Genomic DNA, 20259 nt, shown 5'->3' on the forward strand with positions numbered 1-20259 from the left:
CGAAGGGGCAGCGGCACTCCCGGCGCTGTTGGTATACACCTGGGCTGTGATCAGGAACTTCGCCGTCGTCGGTCCCGGGCAGGCGACCAGGGAGCGGCTGACGACGGCTCTGGCAGCGGCACCGAACATCTCGGTGTACCGGATCGGGCGCGGCGCGGACCCGTTGCCCGTGTCCGCGACCTTCGACCCGGCGGACGAGCCGGGGTGTCGCAGCCTGCTGGACTGGTTCGAACGCGGTGCGCCGTCGGGCGCGGTACTGCTGATGGACGACTGGGAGCTGTGCTCCGGCCTCGACCCGGCGCTGGACCGGACCGTCGAGTGGATCGCCGCGTTCGGGCCGGCGCGTGGTGTGCAGGTCGTCGTCACGGCCCGGAGGTGGTCGGAGGTGCCCGGCCGGCTGCGCAGGCACCTGCACGGCGAGGCCACGGACTTCCTGGCGCTGCACGAGATCGAACCCGATCTGAGCAACAAGTACCAGCGCCACGACCTCCAGGCGGCCATCGGTGCCGACGCCCGCGGCTGGCCGGTGTACCTGGACGTCAACGGGACCCTCGCCGCCTGCCTGGCCCCGCCCGCGGAACGTGAGCAGAAGCTGTTGAGCGCGTTGTTGGGCCTCATGGTCACGCACTCGTCGGAGGACCTGAACTTCGCCCTTTTCGACATGAAGAGCGTCGGGTTGTTCGACGGTCTGGAGGCGGCGCCGCACGTGGCGTGCGCGTTCACGGGCGAGGACGACGACGAGGTGCTCCAGCAGTTCCACACCGGCCTGGCCGCCGAGCTCGACCGCCGGCGTCGGCTCAAGCAGACCGGCGAACCCTTCCCCGCCCTCATGGTCTGCGTGGACAGCCCCGAAGCGCTGGTGGAACGGCACCCCGGTTACCGCGGCCTCCTGCAGTCCCTCAGCGGGGCGGGTCACGAGCTCGGCGTCCACCTGCTCTACTCCGGTGACGGGCAGGCGGCGGCCCCGCCGGCGCAGATCCCCGCCTGGCCGGCCGCGGTTCCGCCGTACGACCTCGAGGAGTGGGCCGAGGTCCTGCCACCGGCCCTGGTCGGCACCTGCCCACCCGCGCACGTGCTCGCCCAGCCGCCGCCCGGCGCCTTCCAGTCCACGCAGAAGATCACGCTGCCGCCACGACCGTCCTCTTCGGACCTGAGGCTGGACGTGCTGCCGCCGGGCGCCATCGGCCTGATCGACAAGCCGGGCGAGCAACGCCGCGACGTCCTGTTCCCGGCGTTCACCGACGAACTGCGCCACGGCGCCATCGTCGGCAAACCGGGCACCGGCAAGAGCACGACGCTGCGCACCCTCGCCGGCCTCCTCGCCGACCCGAGCCGCTACCAGCTCCTCGACGGCCCGGGCGAGCCGCTCGACCCGCAGCGCCACATCGTCGTGACCGCTCGCTCGTGGAACCAGGTGCCGCCGTTCATCCGCGACAGCCTGGGGTTCGCCGTCGAGTTCCGCCTGGACGACCCGGCCACGTCGCTGATCGACCCCGCCCAGGCCGCCCGCGTGCCGGACCGGCCCGGCTTCGGCCTCTCCCTGCCCGACGGCCTCCACACGCAGATCGCGCTGCCGTGAACCACCTCGCCCTCATCGGACCACCCGGCCTCGTCGCGCGCCGGATCGCCGCGCTGCAAGGGATCTACCGCATCGGCCGAGGAGATGCGGCCGGCGTCGCGGTGAGCTTCGAGCCCGGCGACGAGCGGCGGCGGCAGAACCTGCTGGCGTGGTTCGAACGCGGGGCCGAGCCCGGTGCGACGCTGCTGATCGACGACTGGAAGTACTGCGCCGCACAGGATCCCGGGCTGACCGACGCCGTCCGGTGGATCGCGGCGGCCTCGTGGAACGTGCGGGTGATCATCACCGCGCGGGTGGTGGACGAGCTGCCGGAACGGGTGCCGCTGCGGGTCGAGGTGCTGGACTTCCTGGCGTTGCACGGGTTGCGGCGGTTCACCAAGGCTCTCGCGTGGAAGGGGCGGTGGTGGAAGGTCCCGGCCGGTGTCGACTCGAACGGCGTGCCGGTGGTCGTGGAGCTGACGCACTTCGCTGACGGAAAATGGCGCACGGGAACGCATTTGAGCGTCACGTCCCCGGACGCGTTCCGCAGTGTGGTGCTGGGCCTGATGGCCACGCACTCGCCCAAGTTGTTCCAGGCGGTCCTCGTCGACGCGCACGACTCGGACGTGTTCGACGGACTCGACCAGGCCCCGCACGTGCTGGCACGTCATCGCCACGCGGCACGCGATCCGCAGAAGATCGCGGACGTGCTGGCGGCGGAGTCGGAGCGACGGCTCGAGGTCGTCGGCAACACGTGGACGGTCTTCGACCACCGGGGCTTCGACCAGGTGTTGCCGCAGCTCCTGGTGTGTGTGAGCGGGTTCGAGGACATCGGGGAGGCGGCGTTCGCCGGCGTCGCGGCGGACGTCGGGAAGTCCGGGATGCAACTCCTGCTCGACGGTCCGAGCGGCCTGGCGGACCTGCTGGTCGACGACTGCGCGGCGCCCGCGAACCTCGACGAGGTGACGAGCTCGTTGCCACCGCTGATGCACGAGGAGGAGCCCGCACCGGACTTCTTCGCCCTGCACGAGATGCCGAACAGGCACGTGTGGAAGCCACGCCCGGTCAGGCTGCAGTACCGGGTTCCGGTGGGTGTGGACGAGTTCGGGCAGCCCGTCGAGATCGACCTGAAGTCCAAGCACCTCCAGGACGGGATGGGGCCGCACGGTGAGGTCGTGGCACCGGACGACCGACGAGCGGAAGGCATCCGCGCGCTGGTTCTCGGGCAGCTGGCACGGCACTCACCGGACGAGCTGGAAGTCGTTCTCATCGACTTCCACGGCAACGGGGTGTTCGCGGGCATCGACGGCGCACCGCACGTGCGGCACGGCATCGTGGACCTGCTGGAGGACCACGAACAGCGCGCCAGAACTCTGGCGCACAACAACTTCCGGAACATCTGGGACTACCGCGCGGCAGGACTGGTCATGCCCGAACTGCTGATCTGCGTCGACGGCGTGCACGGGCTCCTGGAAGCACGCCCGGAGTTCCGGACGATCCTGCAGACACTCGCCACGGCGGGTCGCACGTACGGGCAGCACCTGCTGCTGTCCGACGTGACGCCGGGCGAGCACGGGTCGTTCCGGCTGGAGTTCAGCGACCAGGGCTGGGTCCGCAGGATCGGCAGGTCGGTGGAGAGGGTCGTGCTCCCCACCGACCTCAACGACGTGGCGTGGTCGTTGCCCGTGGCGATGGCTAGCTCATGAGCGGCGCAGCTTCCGTTGTGCGTCATAGAGGTTGCGCGGCGTGACGCTGGTGGTGCCGTAGAGCTCCAGGCGGGAGTTCAGCTCGCCGGAGAAGTCCGGCTTGTCGATCTGGCCGAAGTCGCGGACCTCGGAGATCGCGACGGTCGCGCTGCACGGCGCCACCTGGTCGATGCGGACGTTGCCGGCGCGCTGGTTGGTGACGGTGACGTTCCAGTGCGCGAAACGGGCGCCGTACAACGGTCCCGCGTTCGCGCTGCCGCCGTGCGCGCCGACGTTGTTGATGGTGATCTCGGTGCGGACGTTGGCGAACGGCAGGCCGCGGTGGGTGTCGAAGACGTCGTGGTCCATGCGGCCGCGGGTCCAGACGTTGCCGCACGACAGGCCTTCCACGTTCAGGCCGTGGTTGCCGGCGCCCGCCTGCGAGGGTTCGGACGGCGCCTCGATCACGAAGCCGTCGGTCAGGTTGTCGTGGGACTGCTCCCGCACGGCGTACGCGTGGTGGTGGCCACGGCCGGACACACGTGTGTTCAGCAGCGAGATCCCCTTGGAGGACACCAGGAGGAAGCCGTTGTCGACGTCCTGGACGTGCACGTCGTCGGCCCAGCAGTCCCACGCGCACTGGAACGCGACACCGTTGTACCCCTTGTCCAGCAGGTGTTTCGGCGTCGGCACCTTGAACATCTCGATCTTGATGCCCTCGACCCCGGACCCCGTGACGACCGGCGCCATCGTGGTCAGGCGGGCCTTCCACTCCGGGCGGATCTCCAGCGGCAACGGCTGCGCGAGCTTGACCCTGTTGCCGCGCACCCACTCCACGCGCACCGGCCACAGGAACGGGAAGTACGACAGGAGCTTGTCCTTGTCGTCCCAACGGTAGGTGGCGGTGCCCGGGACGTCACCGCACATGTGCTTGGGCAGCGAGTAGTTCGCGTCGTCGAGCCGCAGCAGCACGCGCTGGCCCGCCCGCAGCGACCGTCCGTTCTCGACGGTCACGACGAACGAGCCCCGTGCGGCAGAGCTCGTCACGTTCGTCAGCGTCGAACCCTGCTCCAGCTCGTTGCCCGTCCAGCCCTCGAACGGCCACTTCTTCGCCTTGATCGCGTCGACCAGCGGCTGGTACCGGTCGCGGTGGCAGACCCAGACCAGGCCGCCGGACCAGCTCCACGCGGAGTTCTCCGAGCCGTACCGGCTGCGGTTGATGCCGACGATCTCCTCCAGCGACCGGGTCGCGTGGAAGGTCGTCTTCGAGCTGCCCGCGCCGCGGAGCACCACGTTGTCGTAGCCGATGCGGATGATGTCGTCGATCCGGTAGCGGCCCGGAGGCACGTAGACGGTGCCGCCGCCGAGCCTGCCGACGAACTCGATCGCCTTGTTGATCGCGGCGGAGGCGTCGGCCGAACCGTCGCGCCGGGCGCCGAAGAACAGGACGTTCGCGAGGACCGGGCGGCGGGCGGGCTTCTCACCCGTGCGGTAGCCGGCGTAGGCGATGTTCGGGATCTGCGGGTGGTTGTACGGGTTGGCAACGAACTCCTGCCACAACGAAGCTGAGGACTGCGCGGAGGCAGTCCCCGTCATCATTGACGTCCCGACCACCGCAACCCCTGTAGCCAGCAGGAATTGCCGTCTGTCGATGCTCATTTCGCCGTCTCCAAGGGGTCTTGGCCACGGCGGCGGTGGTCAGATCAAACCAGACGTCAGGCTCCTGCGGAACGCATTGCCTCGGAGATCAGCTCGTCGACCTGGTGCATCATCCGGCGCGCGTCGGTCGGCGTGAACGTGCTCCACGGCGGCTGACCGTTCGACGACTTGCGTTGCTGCAGGTAGCGGCCCTCTTCGGTGTCGAAGAACGCGACCACGCGCTCAGGCCGCCAGCGCTTGCCGTACTTGTCCCGGGCGGCGGCACCGAAGTTCCCGGTGTGCACGACGTCGGTGAACATCTTCACCAGTGCCTTCGCGTCGTCCTCGCGCAACCCGATGCTCCGGAAGGCGGCGTCCATCGACTTCGGCGAACCGTCCGTCCGCGCGATCGCCTTCTCGATGTCGGCGCTCGGCAGCGTCACCGAGAGGCCCGTGCCTGCGGGGTGCGCGGGCAGCACCGACAGCACCGCCGAGGCGAGCCCGGAGCCCGCCCACGGCTGGAGCGTCAGCTGGTCGTCGCGCAACGTCGCCAGCGCGCCCCAGTCGCCGTTCGCGACGGCGAGGACGCGCAGGCTGTGGCCGAGCCAGAGGCGGCCGTCCGCCTCCCGCTCGGGCTTCACGAACATGCGCAGGAGCCCGTCCAGTTCGGACGAGAGCCCGCGTGAGTTGCCCAGGCGCCGGTGGTCCAACTGCTGGTAGACGCGGTTCTCGAGCTGAATGCGCTCGTCCCGCGTCTTGCCCGGGGTGGGAACCTTGAGGAGCAGCGGCATGGGGCCGACGTTCATCCGTTCCCACAGCACGTCGAACTCCTCGGCGGAGAGAGTGATCGGCTCCCTCTCCGCCGGTGCGCCGAACAGACTCACTCCGGCAAGCCGCCGATGACCGGCGGAGCGACCATGCGCTCGTCGCCGAACACGTCGTCGGTCTCGACCAGGTAGTCGGCCGCCTTGTGCTCGATGTCGTCTTCGCCTTCGCCCTTCTGGCCGGCCGCGCCGCCACCGGCACCCGCGCCGGCCGCACCGCCCTTGCCGCCACCTGCGGCACCGGCACCGCCACCCGCGGCACCGCCGCGCAGCGCGTCAGGACCGGAACCCAGGCCGGACATGCCGCCGGGCATGCCACCGGGCTTCATCGCGCCCTGCTGGCCGGACGCGCCGAGCGAGCCGGACATCGGCCCGAACGCCTTGCCGCCACCGAGCTGACCACCGCGAACGCCACTGGAGCCACCAGGACCACCGGGGCCACCGGGGCCGCCCGTGCCGGGACGCGTGAACACCGGACCACCGGGGGTCGGCGTCGTCGTGGGAGGCGGAGTCGGCTGAGGCAGGCTCGTGGGAGGCGGGGTGTGCGTGGGAGGCGGCGTCGTCGTCGGAGGCTGCGTCCACGAGGTGTGCGTGGTGTCGGTCGGCGGAGGCGTCCAGCCGGTCGAGACCTGCTGCTGCGGGGTCGGCGTCGGCGAGCCGGTCGACCACGACGGGGTCGTCGTGCCGGTGCCGGTCGGCGCACCGGAGCCGGTCTGCGAGTACCCGGCCCGCGTGCTGCCCGTGCCCGTGTCGGCCGGCGGCGGCGTGTCGATCACGACCTGCGGCGGCGTCGGGAAGTCACCGAGCGTCGAGGAGTTCCAGCGGCTGTCCGACTGGTAGTTCTCCATGACCTTGACGGCCTGGGCTGCGGCGTTGTCCGCCGCGGCTTCCTGCCGCTCGTGGTCCTGCTGCTGGCCGATGACGTGCGCCATGCCGGCCGGACCGGTCAGCGCGCCACCGGCGAAGTCGAGGAAGCCGGGCTTCTCGGCCGTGACCGGGACGACCTCGGGCATCTTCTTGCGCGCCTCGGCGATGTACTCGCCCTGCAGTCGCGCGGAGGACTCCATGGTCGTCGCGCCGGACTCGGCGAAACCGGCCCACTCGGCCAGCGGCGACAGCGCGCCCTGGGCGGCGTCGGCGGCGTCGGACTCCCAGTCCGCGCCCATCTTGGTCAGGCCGGTGTGCAGGTCGGCGTCGATCTGGGCGAGCGTCGCGGCGATCTGCTTCCAGCCGGCCTCGACCGGGATGGAGGCGGAGACGCCGGGACCGGAGTTGATCATCTTGTACAGCTCGGGGTGTGCGTACCCCTGGAAGCGGTGGTCAGTCATCGGTCAGTCCCCCTCTCAGCCCTGGTCTCGCAGGTGCTTGCCCCACATGGCCGAGTTGTCGCCCTCGGTCAGGATGTACTGCTGCTCGATCGCCTTGAGCTGGGCGATGACGCCGACGAGCTGCTCGCGGTAGACGTTCAGCGCGGTCATCGCCTTGTCGGCCGTCTGATCGTTGAAGGCCTTGGACGTCTCGCTGCTGATCGGATCTTCCGCCCAGGGCCGCGTGGGCAGCTGGTCCACCTGGGGCCTGACCCTGAGATCGAACTCGTCCAGGGCCTTCTCGAACGCCGCACGCGCCTGTGGAATGGCTGACGGGTCCACCTTCAGCTTGCGCTGACCGAACTCGGGCGGCGCCGAAACGCCTCCACCTCCACTGTCCGCGAGGTACACGGCACACCCTCCTCAGTACGACCCTCAGGAAATGGATCGCGTGTGCATTTGGGACGACTCTAGCTCTGATGCATGACGCGGGTGACCGGTTCCAGGTATAAGCCGCGTAGTTCTACTCAACTATCACTTGGTGGCCAGAACAGGCCCGACGGCGTTGGCGAGCTTCGTCGCCCGCTCACACGCTCCGTCCACGGTGGCCTTGGGATCACCAAAGGTGAAGGCGCTGACGAAGAGCATCTGACCGTCGTTCGCGTCGATGTAGATGTCGCACCCGAGGATGGTCTTCTGCGGTTCGCGCCTGTTCAGGTAGGCGGGATAGCCGGCCACCTGGAGCTTGGTGACGTTCGCCTCGCCGACCGTCCGCATGAGCCGATCCACGCCGCCGTTCACCAGGGTGTCGACGCCGGTGGTGTAGCTGCGGTCCTCGTAGACGCTGGTGCAGTTCTTGCTGCCCTCGCCGAAGTCGGGGTCCGGGTCACCAGGCTGCGCGAGACGCATGCCGAGGGTCGTCTTCACCTCGGGCGTGATCAGCGAGCACGGGTCGAGCGTCTTCATGTCGACGTTCTTCGGCCTGCTCACCGGGGCGGTACCGGAAGAAGTTCCGGTCGTCGGCGCGGAGCCGGTCTGCTCGCCCGCGGAGGGCTTGCCCGGTTCGGTCGTTGAACACCCGGCCAGGACCGCTGCCAGCAGAAACGGGACGGCAAGTCGACGCATGCGAGTCAAACTATCGGATCACCGGGCACGGAGTGTGGCGTTCGACGTGTCCCGCGTCACCCGTACGACGCATTGCCGGTGACCTCACCAAAAGGAAACCTTCTTTACGATACCCCGAAGCGCCGCCGCCCCGATGCGTCGAGGAGCGACATGCTGCGCAACCGACCACTACCGACCCTGGTCGTGGCGGCGGTGGGACTGGCCCTGCTCGTGCCAGGCACCTCAGCCAACGCGGGCCCCGTGCCCGGCACGGGAGCGGCGCTGAAGGTGGCCGCCGTCCCCGGACAGACCTCCACCATCCCGGACTGGCGCATGCAGACCAGCGCCACCGCCACGCAGTCCGGCACCGTGATCTCCGGCCCGTCCTACTCGGACTCCGGCTGGCTCAGCGTGCCCGCGCGGTCGACGGTGATGGCCGGTCTGATCGCGAACAACAGGTACGGCGACGTCAACTACTCGGAGAACCTGAAGAAGGCCAACCCCAACGACTTCAAGGTGCCGTGGTGGTACCGCAAGGTCTTCCAGGCCGACCCGCAGCCGGGTGTCAACACGTTCCTCAAGCTCAACGGCGGTGTGATCTCCCGCGGTGAGGTGTGGCTGAACGGCACGAAGGTCGCCGGCACCGACACGGTCGTCGGGGCGTACCCGACGTTCGAGTTCAACGTGACCAGCCTGCTGCGCAAGGGTGACAACGCGCTCGCGATCAAGGCATCGCCGTCCGACCCGGCCAAGGACCTGGTGATCCACTTCATCGACTGGGCCCAGCTCCCGCCCGACCGCAACCAGGGCTTGTTCCGCGACGTCGACCTCGCGCAGAGCGGCGCGGTCTCGGTGCGCGGCCTGCACGTGCTCTCCGACCTGCCGCTGCCGAACCTGAACAGCGCCGCGGTCACCGTGAAGGCCGACGTGCGCAACAACACCGGCGGCACGGTCACCACGACCGTCTCCGGCAGCGCCGCGGGCCAGAACTACAGCCAGAACGTGAGCCTGGCCGCGAACGAGACCAGGACGGTCACGTTCCCGCTCACCGTCACCAACCCGCAGATCTGGTGGCCGTACCAGATGGGCGCGCAGCCGCTGTACGACGCGACGGCGGCCGCGACCGTCTCCGGCGCGAAGTCGGACGAGCAGAGGACGACGTTCGGCATCCGCGAGGTCACCTCGAAGATGATCAGTGGAAACGTCCAGTACCAGATCAACGGCAAGCCGATCCTGATCCGCGGCGGCGGCTGGGCGTCGGACCTCTTCCTGCGCACCGACGTGCGGAAGATCGCCGACGAGATGATGCTGACGAAGTCCATGGGTCTCAACACGATCCGGCTCGAGGGCAAGCCCGAGAACGACGAGATCTACGACATGGCCGACCGCATGGGCATCCTGCTCATGACCGGCTGGGAGTGCTGCTCGAAGTGGCAGAACACCGGCGCGTTCACCGCGGAGGACAAGAGGGTCGCGGGTGCGTCCGCCGAGGGCGAGGCCAAGCGGATCCGCAACCACCCCAGCGTGTTCACGTTCCTGATCGGCTCGGACGAGGCCCCGGTGGCCGACGTCGAGAAGATCTACCTGGACGCCCTGAAGCACGCGGACTGGCAGACGCCGATCATCACCGCGGCCGCGCGCCGAAGCTCTCCGCAGCTCGGTGACTCGGGCATGAAGATGGACGGCCCGTACTGGTGGGAGCCGCCGGTCTACTGGTACAACAACCAGAAGGGCGGGTCAGCGGGCTTCGCGTCCGAGATCGGCCCCGGCCTCGCCATCCCGGAGATGGACGAGCTCAGGAAGTTCATGAGCCAGGCCGAGATCAACAAGCTGACGGACTACAACGCGCAGCAGTACCACCTGTCGCCGTCCGGCAACTTCAGCAAGATCGGCTTCTGGGGCACGGCCCTCGACAACCGCTACGGCAAGCCGTCCACTGTGGACGACTTCGTCAAGAAGGCCCAGCTGCAGCAGTACGAGACGAACCGCGCGCAGTTCGAGGCGTTCGGCCGCGACTTCTCCGACACCGGCGCGAACCAGGCGCAGGGCCTCATCTACTGGATGCAGAACGACCCGTGGCCCAAGCTCTTCTGGCACCTCTACAACTACAACCTCGCGACGGCGGGGTCGTACTTCGGTGCCAAGACGGCGAACAAGGCGTTGCACGCGCAGTACTCCTACGACGACAAGTCGCTCGCCGTGGTGAACATGGGCCTGGAGGCCAAGCAGGGCCTGAGCCTCCAGGTGACGGTCTTCAACTCCGACGGCACGCAGAAGGCGAACGAGACGCGTCCGGTCCCGGCCAAGGCCAACGGGTCCGTGCGAGTCGGGAACCTGCCGCAACCGTCCGGTCTGTCGCCCGCGTACTTCGTGCGGCTGTTGCTGAAGGACTCCGCGGGCAAGGAGGTCGACCGCAACGTCTACTGGCTGTCCACCAAGGCGGACACGCTGAACTACAACGCCGGCGACTGGTGGTACACGCCGCAGGCCCAGTACACGGACCTGAAGTCGTTGAGCTCCCTGCGGGCGGGCCAGGTGTCGGTGACCTCCACGACGACACCGGGCGCGGACGGCAGGCAGGCCACCAGCGTGACCGTCAGGAACACCGGCACCTCCGTGGCGTTCTTCATGCGGGCGTCGCTGCGCAAGGGCCAGGGTGGCGCCGAGGTGCTGCCGGTCGACTGGAGCGACAACTACATCACGCTGTTCCCCGGTGAGTCCCAGACGATCAGGGGCGAGTACCGGACGTCCGACCTGGGCGGGGCGGCGCCGATCGTCCAGCTCTCCGGGCACAACGTGAGCAAGCGCTAGCCGCCATAACGGTTCGCGACGACGTCGGGTCGTTCCACGGGACGGCCCGCGTCGAGCGACCACGCCAGCCGCACGTACTGCGCGTGCGTCCAGGCGAGTGGGGTGGCCGAGCCGGTTCCCCGGCCGTTCCACACCTGTTCGGGCAGCATGAGCCCGCTGTTGGCGGCCGCGGCGATCTCCTTGAGCCGCCTGGAAGCACTGGCCTTGTCGCCGGCGAGCAGTTCGTACTCGCCGCGCTCACCGCTCAGCAACGGCCAGAGCCTGCCGTACGTGCGGGTCGGCGTCGGCCAGTTGATGCCCCACGGCCTGCTGTCCGCTGTCTCGCCGTAGCCGTCCTGCGTGAACCGGTGCCAGTAGCCCTGTTCCTTCAGCTGCTGGTCCACGACTCGCACGGTGTTGCGGATGACGGGGTCGTCGGCTCGTTTCACCCCGAGCCGGACCAGTTCCAGGAAGCTCGGGTCCACGACCGCGCGCTGGTCGATGTCGGCCGGGTTGTTGTCACCGAGGTTGTACTTCGTCGCCGCGTCGGGCTGCCCGTCCTTGGTGAGGCGCAGGTAGTACGGCTTCGGCGAGTACGGGCCGGTCCTCGTCGCGGTCCAGCCCTCGACCTTCCGCTGCCACTCGTCGGCGGCCTGGAGGTACTTGTCGGCGTTCTCCCCGTTGCGCTGCAACAGATCCGCGAAGCAGACCAGGCCGGCGACGACCGACGCGATCGTGGCGGGCGAGTAGCCGTCCTGGTTCTCCCACCGCTCCTGCTCGCTGAACGGCGAGTTCGGATAGGTCAGGAGGTAGTCGGCGGAGCGGCGCAGAAAGTCCATTGTGGACTGGTCCTGGCGGTCCAGGTGCCAGGCGAGCAGGAGCGGTGCCGCGACCTGGTCGAGCTGGACCTTGAGCCACACCGGCGTGCCGTCGACGCGCGTGTTCTGCGGCAGGTGGCCGTCCGGTTGCTGCTGCTTCTGGAGCATGAAGTCCAGCGACCGCTCGGCGAACCCGCGGTCTCCGGCGGCGATCATCGCCGTGGACACGTGGTACAGGTCGCGCGGCCACACCAGCGCGTACGGGCCGAGCTCCGGCGCCAGTTCCCGGTCGAACCCGAAGGCCCATGGAAAGCTCGGCGACGCGATCGACGCGCCGGGGTGGGTCTTGTCCTCGGTCGCCGCCAGCACCATCACGGACATGTCGTAGAGCCGCCGGTCCGCCGACTTCGGCCTGGTCAGCCCGTTCAGGTACGTGTGCCAGCCCTGCGCGTACTCCCTTGCGACGGCACGGAATCCCCGGTCCAGCGCGGCCTGGGCTACGCCGTCGCCGAACCCGACCGCGAACGTGCCGTGCGCGCGTCGCACCGGTTCGGTGGGCAAGGTGGTCCTGACTTCGCTGGAGCCCTTCATCGGCACGTGCTCGATCGACAGCCGGACGGGACGCTGCGCCTTCACCTCCACGTCCGCGAGCACCGCGGCGCGCTGCGGGTCGGTGACGTAGGTGATCTCGGCCTGCCAGCCGTCGCCGCGCAGCCTCTGCCGGAACGTCAGCGACCTGTCGTCCGCGGGTTCGGTGTACGCCCGGCCGGGTTTTCCGTCGACCAGCAGCCGTGTCTCCCGGGTCGCGGGCGTGCTCAGGTCGGGGAAGAAGATCTCGGACAGGCCCTGGTGGCCGAGGGTGAACCACACGGGACTCGCCGCGGACCTCGCCGTGCCGAACGCCTGCTTGTCAGCGGGTAGAGGAACGACCTCGGCCGCACGGGCGACCGGTGCCGACATCACGAGCAGGAGCACGACCAGGGCCAATGCCTTCATGCCCCTGGGAGTTCCCCGACCTAGAGATCACCACGCAACAAGCTGTCGATGTTCTCCGGTGGGCCCGGCCGGGCGAAGAACCAGCCCTGGCCCGTGTCACATCCCAGCCGCATCAACCGGGCGGCCTGCGCGGGCGTCTCCACGCCCTCGGCCGTGACGCCCAACGACAGCGCGTGCGCGAGCTGCACCAGCGTCGCGACGATCTGCGCGTCGACCGGGTCTTCCTCGTTCTCGGCGCGCAGCCCCTCCATGAACGAGCCGGCGATCTTCAACTCGTGCACGGGCAGGTGCTTCAGATAGGCCAGGTTCGAGTAACCGGTGCCGAAGTCGTCGATCGCGATGCGCACGCCCATGTCGCACAACGCCCGCAGCGCTTCCAGCGGCTCGTCGGCGGTGCCCATGATCGCCGACTCCGTCAGCTCCAGCTGCAGGTGGTGCGGCGGCAGCGCGCACTCGTCCAGGATCCGCTTGACGTCGCGCACGAGCTCGGGGTCGCGGGACTGCCGCACGGCCAGGTTCACCGACACGAACGGCGCCGCGTCACCGAACTCCTCCAGCCAGCGCCGGGCTTCCTCGCAGGCCTTGCGCAGCACCCACCGTCCCAAGGGGACGATCAGGCCGGTCTCCTCCGCCAGTTCGATGAACCGGTCCGGCGCGAGCCGGCCGAACTCCGGGTGCTGCCAGCGCACCAGGGCCTCGACACCGGTGACGGTGGAGTCCTCCAGGCGCACCAGCGGCTGGTACTCGACGTAGAACTCGCCGCGTTCCAACGCGCGGGGCATCGTGGCGGAGAGCGTGAACCGGGCGACCTCGCGAGCGTTGCGCTCCGGGTCGTACAGCGCCCAGCGCGCCTTGCCGTCGGCCTTCGCCCAGTACAGGGTGATGTCCGCGTCGCGCATCATGTCCGCGGAGGTCGTGCCGGACAGCTGACGTTCGACGATGCCGATCGACGCCGACACCGACAGCTCGTGGCCCGCGATGCGGATCGGCGCCTCCAGCTCGGTCAGCACCCGGTCCGCGACGTCCACGATGTCCTGCTCGCCGGACGAGCCCTCGACCAGGATCACGAACTCGTCGCCGCCCATGCGCGCGACGAGCTTGCCCTCGCCGGACACGGAGTGGTCGAGCCGGCGGCCGACCTCGACCAGCAACTGGTCTCCGGTGTCGTGGCCCAGCGAGTCGTTGATGACCTTGAAGCCGTCCAGGTCGAGGTAGCAGAGGCCGGCCCGCACGTGCTTCGCCCGGTTGTTGAAGACGCGCCCGAGGCGTTCGAGGAACAACGCCCGGTTCGGCAGGCCGGTGAGCGGGTCGTGCAACGCCTGGTAGCGCAGCCGGTTCTGCAGCAGGTGCCGGTCGGTGACGTCCTCGATCATCGCGACCTGGTACTGCGGCTCGCCGTGGTCGTCCCTGACCAGCGACAACGTCAGGTGCGTCCACACCTGCTCGCCGTCGGCCCGGTGGAAGCGCTTCTCGGCGCGGTAGTGGTCGCACTCACCCGCGATGAGCTGGTCGTACAGCCGCCACACGCTGCCCGCGTCCTCCGGGTGCATGAGGTCGCGCACGTTGTACTGGCGCATCTCCTCGACGCTGAACCCGAGCATGTCCTGCAGGGCCTGGTTGACGTCCAGGATCCGGCCGTCGATGGCGGCGATGCCGATGCCGATCGCGGCCTCGGTGAACATGGCGCGGAACCGGGCCTCGGAGGCCCGCAGCATCGACTCGGCCTGGTCGCGGGCGTCCAGCACGGCCGCCCTGATCGCCTCCTGCTCGGCGAGCGTGCGTTCCCGCAGCGCGCGGGCGTACCCGGCGGCCAGCGCGCCCTGCAGGGCGGCCAGGCGGGACGTCAGCCTCGCGTCGCCGGGGAAGCCCAGTTCGGCCAGCAGGTCGTCGCCGAGCAACTGGACCGTGCGGCCGAGCGTGTCGGTGCCGGTGAAGTGCGCGTCGACCAGACGTGAGCCGATCTCGTGACCGGGGGCGGTGCGGAACGGGCTCGCGAACAGCGCCTCGACCAGCCGCTCGGTGAGGTCCTGCAGGTGCTGTGCGACCTCGGCCCTGGTCATCGGCACGTAGCTCGACCCGATCACGGCCGTTGCCCAGCTGCGCGCGAACGCCTCGGCACCGGCCAAAACGGCCGGGCTCAAGGGATAGCGGTCCTCACGCACCCGGTGGTCTACCCGATCGGTCATCTTCTCGGCCCTAACGCCACGAACGCGCAGCATACGGCCGGTCGCCGTCCGGAGTCACCTCTACGCCTTCCGGCCCAGCGCGGCGAACCCCGGGAAGCGCTTGCCTGACTCCTCCACGTCGGCGGGCGCCTCCGGGTGCCAGGCGGGAACCCGGACGACACCGGGCTCGACCAGCGTGAACCCGTCGAACAGGCGGGTGAACTCGGCGCGGTTGCGGAACGTCGACTGCGTGACCTGGCGGTCGTAGATCCTGCGCGCCTCCACCGAGGCGGTGGACTCCACGTCCCCCTCGTCGTAGCCCGCCTGGGAGATCGCCAGGAAACTGCCGGGTGCCATGCGGTCGCGGTAGCGGCCGATGATGCCCCACGGGTCGTCTTCGTCCGACACGAAGTGCAGCAACGCGATCATCAGCACGCCGACCGGCTCGTCGAGGTCGAGGTGCTTGGTGACCTCGGGCGAGGCCAGCACGCCCACGGCGTCGCGGACGTCGGCCTGCAACACGCCGACCCGGCTGTTGCCGCCCAGCAGCGAGCGGCTGTGCGCGACGGCGACCGGGTCGAGGTCGACGTAGACGATCCGGGCCTCGGGGTCGGCGGCCTGGGCGATCTCGTGCACGTTGCCGACGGTCGGGATGCCCGAACCGAGGTCGAGGAACTGCCGGACGCCCCGGCTCAGCAGGTGGCGGACGGCGCGGCGCAGGAAGGCCCGGTGGTTGAGGACCACGTTGCGCAGCTCGGGCATCGTTTCGAGCATCTTCTGGGCGGTGGCCCTGTCCGCGGCGAAGTTGTGCGCGCCGCCGAGCCAGTAGTCGTACACCCGCGCGACGCTCGGACGTTCCAGGTCGATGTCCCCCGGCGCCCAGTTCGGCCGCTCCACTCGCTCACCCCACCCGCGTTCGGACCGTTCCCGCCCATCATGCACCCGCCACTTGGCAGAATGCCGACCTCGTGAGGAAAAGTTTGCTGCTGTCGACCATTCTCGCGTCGATCGGCGCGTTTGTGCTGGTCGGGGGCGTGTTGCTGCTCCTGGACCCCGGCGCGCCCAAGCACGAGGCGATCAAGACCGGCGGTCTGGCGGGTGGCGCGATAGTCGCCCTGTACGCGCTGTGGCTGAACGACCGGCGCCGCAAGGTCGAGGAGGCCCGCCAGGAGCTCGAGGCCCAGCGCATCGACCACGACAGGTCCCGCGTGGCCGACGAACGGTTCGCGCGCGCCGTCGAACTGCTCGGCCACGAGACCGCGCAGGTGCGGGTGGGCGCGATGCACGCGCTGGCCGGCCTCGCGAAGTCCAGGGTCGAGTACACGCAGACCGTGCTCGACATCCTCTGCGCGTACCTGCGGCAGCCGTACAAGCGGTCGCCCGACGACGAGGACGCCGGCGAGATCGAACTGGAGGTCCGGCTCACCTCGCAGCGGCTGGTCGAGGACCTGCTGCCGCGCCTGGAGGAGAAGGACCCGGTCCACTACGACCTCAACCTCACCAAGGCGCATCTCGAGTACATGGACCTGTCGTACCGGCAGGTCGGCGACCTGATCATGCGGGTCGCCCACCTGAACGAGTCGAACGCCTTCCACCACATGGTGGTCCACGGAGACGCCTACCTCACCGACGCCGAGGTGACCGGCCGGTTGTACATGCACCACAACGACTTCCGCCGCAAGGCGTGGTTCAGCAGGGTCAAGTCGCGTGGGCTCGCCGTCTTCACGGAGACGAAGTTCGGTGGCGAGACCAAGTTCTCGAACTCCGAGTGGGCCGACGTGAAGGCGGACGGTTGTGCGTTCGCGGTGGCAGCCGACCTGCCCGAAGCGTGGAGGAACTGACGTGAAGTGGGTTTTCGCCGTTCTCTCCGCGGCCGTGGTCACCGCCGCGACCGCGGTGCTCCTGTACCTGGTGAAGGCGCCGGCCGTGGAGATCGTGAAGACCGCCGGTGTCGCGGGTGGCGCGGTCGTCGCGCTGTACGCGCTGTGGCTCAACGACCGCAAGCACCACCTGGAGAGCGAGAAGGTCGCCGACGAACGGTTCGCGCGGTCGGTCGAACTGCTGGGCAACGAGGCCGACCAGGTGCGGGTGGGTGCGATGCACGCGCTGGCGTGGCTGGCCAAGTCGACGCCGCGCTACCAGCAGACCGTCCTCGACGTGCTGTGCGCCTATCTGCGGCGGCCGTTCGACTACCCGCCGCACGAGCGCAAGCCGGGGGACCCCGACCAGGACTTCGGCGAGGTCGACGAGGCGCTGCGACTGGAGCACCAGGTCCGGCTGACCGCCCAGCGCCTGATCAAGGACACCCTGTCGTGGGGCAAGAAGCGCAAGCACGTGTCCTACGACCTGGACCTGACCGGCGCGGTGCTGGAGTACTTCTCGCTGGACGGCCGGTACGTCAACCGGCTCGTCGCCCGGCGCGCGCAGTTCTACGGCATCACGAACCTGCGCAACGTCCAGGTCAAGAGCGTCACGCTGTTCTCCGGCGGCACGTTCCACGGCAGGCTGCAGATGGACAACGGCAGCTTCCCCGGCGGGATCTCCTTCCAGGAGACCACTTTCGCCGGGCCCGTCGAGTTCAGCGGCGACATGGGCCAGGCCGAGGTGGGCCGGTTCTTCCACCCGGCACCGCAGCCGCCCGCCTCGCAGCGCGGTGAGCTGAAGGTGCTGGACGGCACCGAGTTCCGCGCACCCGCGCCCGGCTGGCACCTAACCAGCGACGCGGAGGCGGCCGGACCTGGCTTCCAGCACCATGTCGAGCAGGACGCTCGCGGCGGCGCCGACGGTGTTCGCGGTGACGACGACGGTCTCGGCGCCGGGCACGTCTCCGCGAAGGCCGACAAACTGCGCGCGATCGGTCTTGAGGGCGAAGGACTGCGGGACTAGCGCGACGCCCAGGCCGAACGCGACGAAGTCGAGCAGGGAGTGCACGTCGTTGACCTCGACGGCGACGTGCCGCTCGACACCTGCCGCGGCCAGCGTGCGGTCGACCTCGTCGCGCGTGCCCCAGTCGGCGTTGAAGTCGACGAACGGCTGCCCGGCGAGTTCGGCGAGCTCGATGCTTTCTCTTGCGGCGAAAGGGCTTCCCGGCGCGCACGCGAGCACGAGCGGCTCACTGGCCAAGGTGGACACCCGGAGGTCGTCCGCGATCTTCCGCTGACGCGTGACGAACGCGAGGTCGAGGCGGCCGGCCCTGACCTCCTCGACCAGCTCGGCGTTGCCGGACTGGCGCATCCTGATCTCCACGCCGGGGTGCAGCTCGTGGAACCGCGACAGCACCGCGGGCAGGTGCACGACGTGCAGGCACTGCAGGCTGCCGACGGACAACGTGCCGCGCAGCAGTCCCTGAACCGCGGCGACCGCGTCCTTGGCCGAGGAGATTACGTTCAACGCGCGACGTGCCTCGGGCAGCAGCGCGCGTCCGGCCTGGGTCAGCTCGACCTGGCGGGTCGTGCGCAGGAACAGCGGCGCGCCCAGCTCGACCTCCAGCGCGCGGATCGACGCCGAGAGCCCCGACTGGGCGACGTGCAGGCGGCGCGCTGCCCTGGTGAAGTGGGACTCCTCGGCGACCGCGAGGAAGTGCTCCAGCTGTCTGAGTTCCACGATTCATCACCTGCGGTGCTCAATGAGATCAGTTCTCTGCGTTGGACAGCTTAATCGTCAGGGTCCAGAGTGGAGTGCATGCAGAAGCGTCGTATCGGAGAAGTGGAAGTCAGCGCCATCGGCCTGGGCGGCATGCCCATCTCCGTGCAGGGGAGGCCGGACCGGGAGCAGGCGGTCGAGACCATCCACGCCGCGCTGGACGCGGGCGTGACGTTCATCGACACCGCCGACGCCTACTCGCTCGACGACACCGACTTCGGCCACAACGAGCTGCTCATCGCCGAAGGGCTGCGCGGCCGTTCCGAAGAGGTGTTCGTGGCGACCAAGGGCGGCCACACGCGCGTGCCAGGCGGCGGCTGGGATCTCGACGGACGGCCGGAGTACCTGCTCAAGGCCGTCGACGGGTCGTTGCAGCGGCTCGGGGTCGACCAGATCTTCCTGTACCAGTTCCACCGGCCGGACCCGAAGACGCCGATCGCGGAGTCGGTCGGTGCCCTGAAGGAACTGCTGGACAACGGCAAGATCCGCTACGCGGGCGTCTCGAACTTCAACCCGGACGAGATCGTGCAGGCCAACGAGATCCTCGGCGGACGGCTCGCGGCGGTGCAGAACCAGTTCTCACCGGTGTTCCGGTCGAGCGAACCCGAGTTGGAGCTGTGCGCGAAGCTCGGCATCGCGTTCCTGCCGTGGAGCCCGTTCGGCGGCATCGGCAAGGCGGGCGCGCTGAGCGGTCCGTTCAAGGAGGTCGGTGACGCCCACGGCGTGAGCGCTCACCAGGTCTGCCTCGCGTGGATGCTCGCGAAGTCCGAAGTGGTAGTCCCCATTCCGGGTGCTTCTCGACCGGCGAGCATCCAGGATTCGGCCTCGGCCACCCACCTGGAGTTGTCCGCAGAGGAGCTGTCCCGCCTGGACGGGTGACCCCGGTAGCAAATTGCGACAAATGGTCGCACGATCTACTCCATGCGGACCTTGATCAGCATCGTGGCGATCGTCGCCGGCATGACGCCGGCACCCGCGTCCGCGGCGCCCTTGCCCGAGGGCTCCGCGGACCACACCGCGGGATCCCAGATCCTCAAACACGAAGGCCCGGGTGACCTTCGTTCGGCTGCGGAGTCACCGCCCACCGAGGGCAAGGTCCCCGGCATGGACGTGAGCAGCCACCAGGGCGACGTCGACTGGAAGTCCTCTTGGAACAAAGGCGCCCGGTTCACCTACGTCAAGGCGACCGAGGGCGTCCACTACCGGAACCCGAAGTTCACGCAGCAGTACAACGGTTCCCTGAACGTCGGCATGATCCGCGGCGCGTACCACTTCGCGCTGCCCGACCGCGCCAACGGCGTGCAGCAGGCGAACTTCTTCGTCGAGAACGGTGGCGGTTGGTCGCCCGACGGCAAGACGCTGCCGCCCGCGCTCGACATGGAGTACAACCCGTACGGCGACACTTGTTACAACATGAACCAGACCGCGATGACGGCGTGGGTCAAGGAGTTCAGCGACACGGTGTTCGCGCGCACCAAGCGTTATCCGGCGATCTACACGTCCACGAGCTGGTGGAACAAGTGCGTCGGCGGCTCGGTGAAGTTCGGTGACGACAACCCGCTGTGGATCGCGCACTACAACTCGAAGCTCGGCGCGTTGCCGATGGGCTTCACGTTCCACACGATCTGGCAGTGGCAGGCGGACGGGCTCTTCCCCGGCGACCAGAACCTGTTCAACGGCAGGTTCGAGCAGCTCCAGCGGATCGCCGCGAGCTGAGGACGGCCCCGGTCCG

15 protein-coding genes are annotated in these 20259 nt (G+C 69.1%); 6 read left to right on the plus strand and 9 right to left on the minus strand.

From position 1 onward, the window contains the following. Positions 1 to 46 precede the first annotated feature (46 nt). Positions 47 to 1579: a hypothetical protein gene (locus PV646_RS09200; protein ID WP_500341005.1), complete on the plus strand. Its 1533-nt coding sequence runs from the start codon at positions 47 to 49 to the stop codon at positions 1577 to 1579. Continuing rightward, positions 1576 to 3264, plus strand: coding sequence for a hypothetical protein (locus tag PV646_RS09205; RefSeq protein ID WP_500341006.1), 1689 nt, complete (start codon positions 1576 to 1578; stop codon positions 3262 to 3264). Before PV646_RS09200 ends, PV646_RS09205 begins: the two co-directional genes overlap by 4 nt. On the opposite strand, the gene PV646_RS09210 is transcribed toward PV646_RS09205, so the two are convergent. The 5 genes from PV646_RS09210 to PV646_RS09230 all read right to left on the minus strand — a co-directional run bounded on the left by PV646_RS09210 (position 3259) and on the right by PV646_RS09230 (position 8137). Next, on the minus strand, positions 3259 to 4839 hold the full coding sequence (locus tag PV646_RS09210) for a glycosyl hydrolase family 28-related protein (protein ID WP_500341007.1): 1581 nt from the start codon (positions 4837 to 4839) through the stop codon (positions 3259 to 3261). The two genes, PV646_RS09205 and PV646_RS09210, sit on opposite strands and share 6 nt — an antisense overlap. 119 nt (positions 4840 to 4958) lie before the next feature. Next, on the minus strand, positions 4959 to 5765 hold the full coding sequence (locus tag PV646_RS09215) for an ESX secretion-associated protein EspG (RefSeq protein ID WP_500341008.1): 807 nt from the start codon (positions 5763 to 5765) through the stop codon (positions 4959 to 4961). Continuing rightward, entirely contained in the window at positions 5762 to 7033 is a 1272-nt protein-coding gene (locus PV646_RS09220) for a hypothetical protein (RefSeq protein WP_500341009.1), read from the minus strand. Before PV646_RS09220 ends, PV646_RS09215 begins: the two co-directional genes overlap by 4 nt. 15 nt (positions 7034 to 7048) lie before the next feature. Further along, a complete protein-coding gene (locus tag PV646_RS09225; protein WP_500341010.1) occupies positions 7049 to 7423 on the minus strand; it encodes a hypothetical protein in 375 nt (124 codons plus the stop codon). Between the two features lie 123 nt (positions 7424 to 7546). Beyond that, complete coding sequence (locus tag PV646_RS09230) at positions 7547 to 8137, minus strand: DUF3558 domain-containing protein (protein WP_500341011.1); 591 nt, start codon at positions 8135 to 8137, stop codon at positions 7547 to 7549. A 150-nt stretch (positions 8138 to 8287) separates the two neighbouring features. Here PV646_RS09230 and PV646_RS09235 point away from each other — a divergent pair, with 150 nt between their 5' ends. Next, positions 8288 to 10927 carry a glycoside hydrolase family 2 protein gene (locus PV646_RS09235; protein ID WP_500341012.1) on the plus strand — a complete coding sequence of 880 codons (2640 nt, stop codon included), beginning with the start codon at positions 8288 to 8290 and terminating at the stop codon, positions 10925 to 10927. Here PV646_RS09235 and PV646_RS09240 read toward each other — a convergent pair. Genes PV646_RS09240 through PV646_RS09250 form a run of 3 tightly spaced genes read right to left on the minus strand, consistent with a single transcriptional unit; the run spans position 10924 to position 15782 of the window. Beyond that, on the minus strand, positions 10924 to 12720 hold the full coding sequence (locus tag PV646_RS09240; protein ID WP_500341013.1) for a glycoside hydrolase family 15 protein: 1797 nt from the start codon (positions 12718 to 12720) through the stop codon (positions 10924 to 10926). The two genes, PV646_RS09235 and PV646_RS09240, sit on opposite strands and share 4 nt — an antisense overlap. Positions 12721 to 12740: 20 nt before the next feature. Then, the gene (locus tag PV646_RS09245; protein WP_500341014.1) at positions 12741 to 14906 is read right to left on the minus strand and encodes a putative bifunctional diguanylate cyclase/phosphodiesterase; all 2166 of its coding nucleotides are present in this window, start codon (positions 14904 to 14906) and stop codon (positions 12741 to 12743) included. A 60-nt stretch (positions 14907 to 14966) separates the two neighbouring features. After that, entirely contained in the window at positions 14967 to 15782 is an 816-nt protein-coding gene (locus PV646_RS09250) for an SAM-dependent methyltransferase (RefSeq protein ID WP_500341015.1), read from the minus strand. Positions 15783 to 15853: 71 nt separating this feature from the next. On the opposite strand from PV646_RS09250, the gene PV646_RS09255 reads away from it, so the two are divergent. Then, positions 15854 to 16726: a pentapeptide repeat-containing protein gene (locus PV646_RS09255; protein WP_500341016.1), complete on the plus strand. Its 873-nt coding sequence runs from the start codon at positions 15854 to 15856 to the stop codon at positions 16724 to 16726. A gap of 868 nt (positions 16727 to 17594) precedes the next feature. Here the strand turns inward: PV646_RS09255 and PV646_RS09260 are convergent. Continuing rightward, entirely contained in the window at positions 17595 to 18488 is an 894-nt protein-coding gene (locus tag PV646_RS09260) for a LysR family transcriptional regulator (protein ID WP_500341017.1), read from the minus strand. Between the two features lie 78 nt (positions 18489 to 18566). Here PV646_RS09260 and PV646_RS09265 point away from each other — a divergent pair, with 78 nt between their 5' ends. Then, a complete protein-coding gene (locus PV646_RS09265; protein ID WP_500341018.1) occupies positions 18567 to 19406 on the plus strand; it encodes an aldo/keto reductase in 840 nt (279 codons plus the stop codon). Positions 19407 to 19448: 42 nt separating this feature from the next. Continuing rightward, positions 19449 to 20243, plus strand: a complete 795-nt coding sequence (locus PV646_RS09270; RefSeq protein WP_500341019.1) for a lysozyme — start codon at positions 19449 to 19451, stop codon at positions 20241 to 20243. The last annotated feature ends 16 nt before the right edge of the window (positions 20244 to 20259 follow it).

This window comes from Streptomyces sp. ID05-26A, from assembly GCF_033794685.1.
Taxonomy (GTDB): domain Bacteria; phylum Actinomycetota; class Actinomycetes; order Mycobacteriales; family Pseudonocardiaceae; genus Lentzea.

Bases quoted from the DNA above. Each gene is read 5' to 3' on its own strand.
- PV646_RS09210 (WP_500341007.1), bottom strand. From the start codon at position 4,839: ATGACGGGGACTGCCTCCGCGCAGTCCTCAGCTTCGTTGTGGCAGGAG.
- PV646_RS09220 (WP_500341009.1), bottom strand. From the start codon at position 7,033: ATGACTGACCACCGCTTCCAGGGGTACGCACACCCCGAGCTGTACAAG.
- PV646_RS09230 (WP_500341011.1), bottom strand. From the start codon at position 8,137: ATGCGTCGACTTGCCGTCCCGTTTCTGCTGGCAGCGGTCCTGGCCGGG.
- PV646_RS09235 (WP_500341012.1), top strand. From the start codon at position 8,288: ATGCTGCGCAACCGACCACTACCGACCCTGGTCGTGGCGGCGGTGGGA.
- PV646_RS09240 (WP_500341013.1), bottom strand. From the start codon at position 12,720: ATGAAGGCATTGGCCCTGGTCGTGCTCCTGCTCGTGATGTCGGCACCG.
- PV646_RS09245 (WP_500341014.1), bottom strand. From the start codon at position 14,906: ATGACCGATCGGGTAGACCACCGGGTGCGTGAGGACCGCTATCCCTTG.
- PV646_RS09265 (WP_500341018.1), top strand. From the start codon at position 18,567: ATGCAGAAGCGTCGTATCGGAGAAGTGGAAGTCAGCGCCATCGGCCTG.
- PV646_RS09270 (WP_500341019.1), top strand. From the start codon at position 19,449: ATGCGGACCTTGATCAGCATCGTGGCGATCGTCGCCGGCATGACGCCG.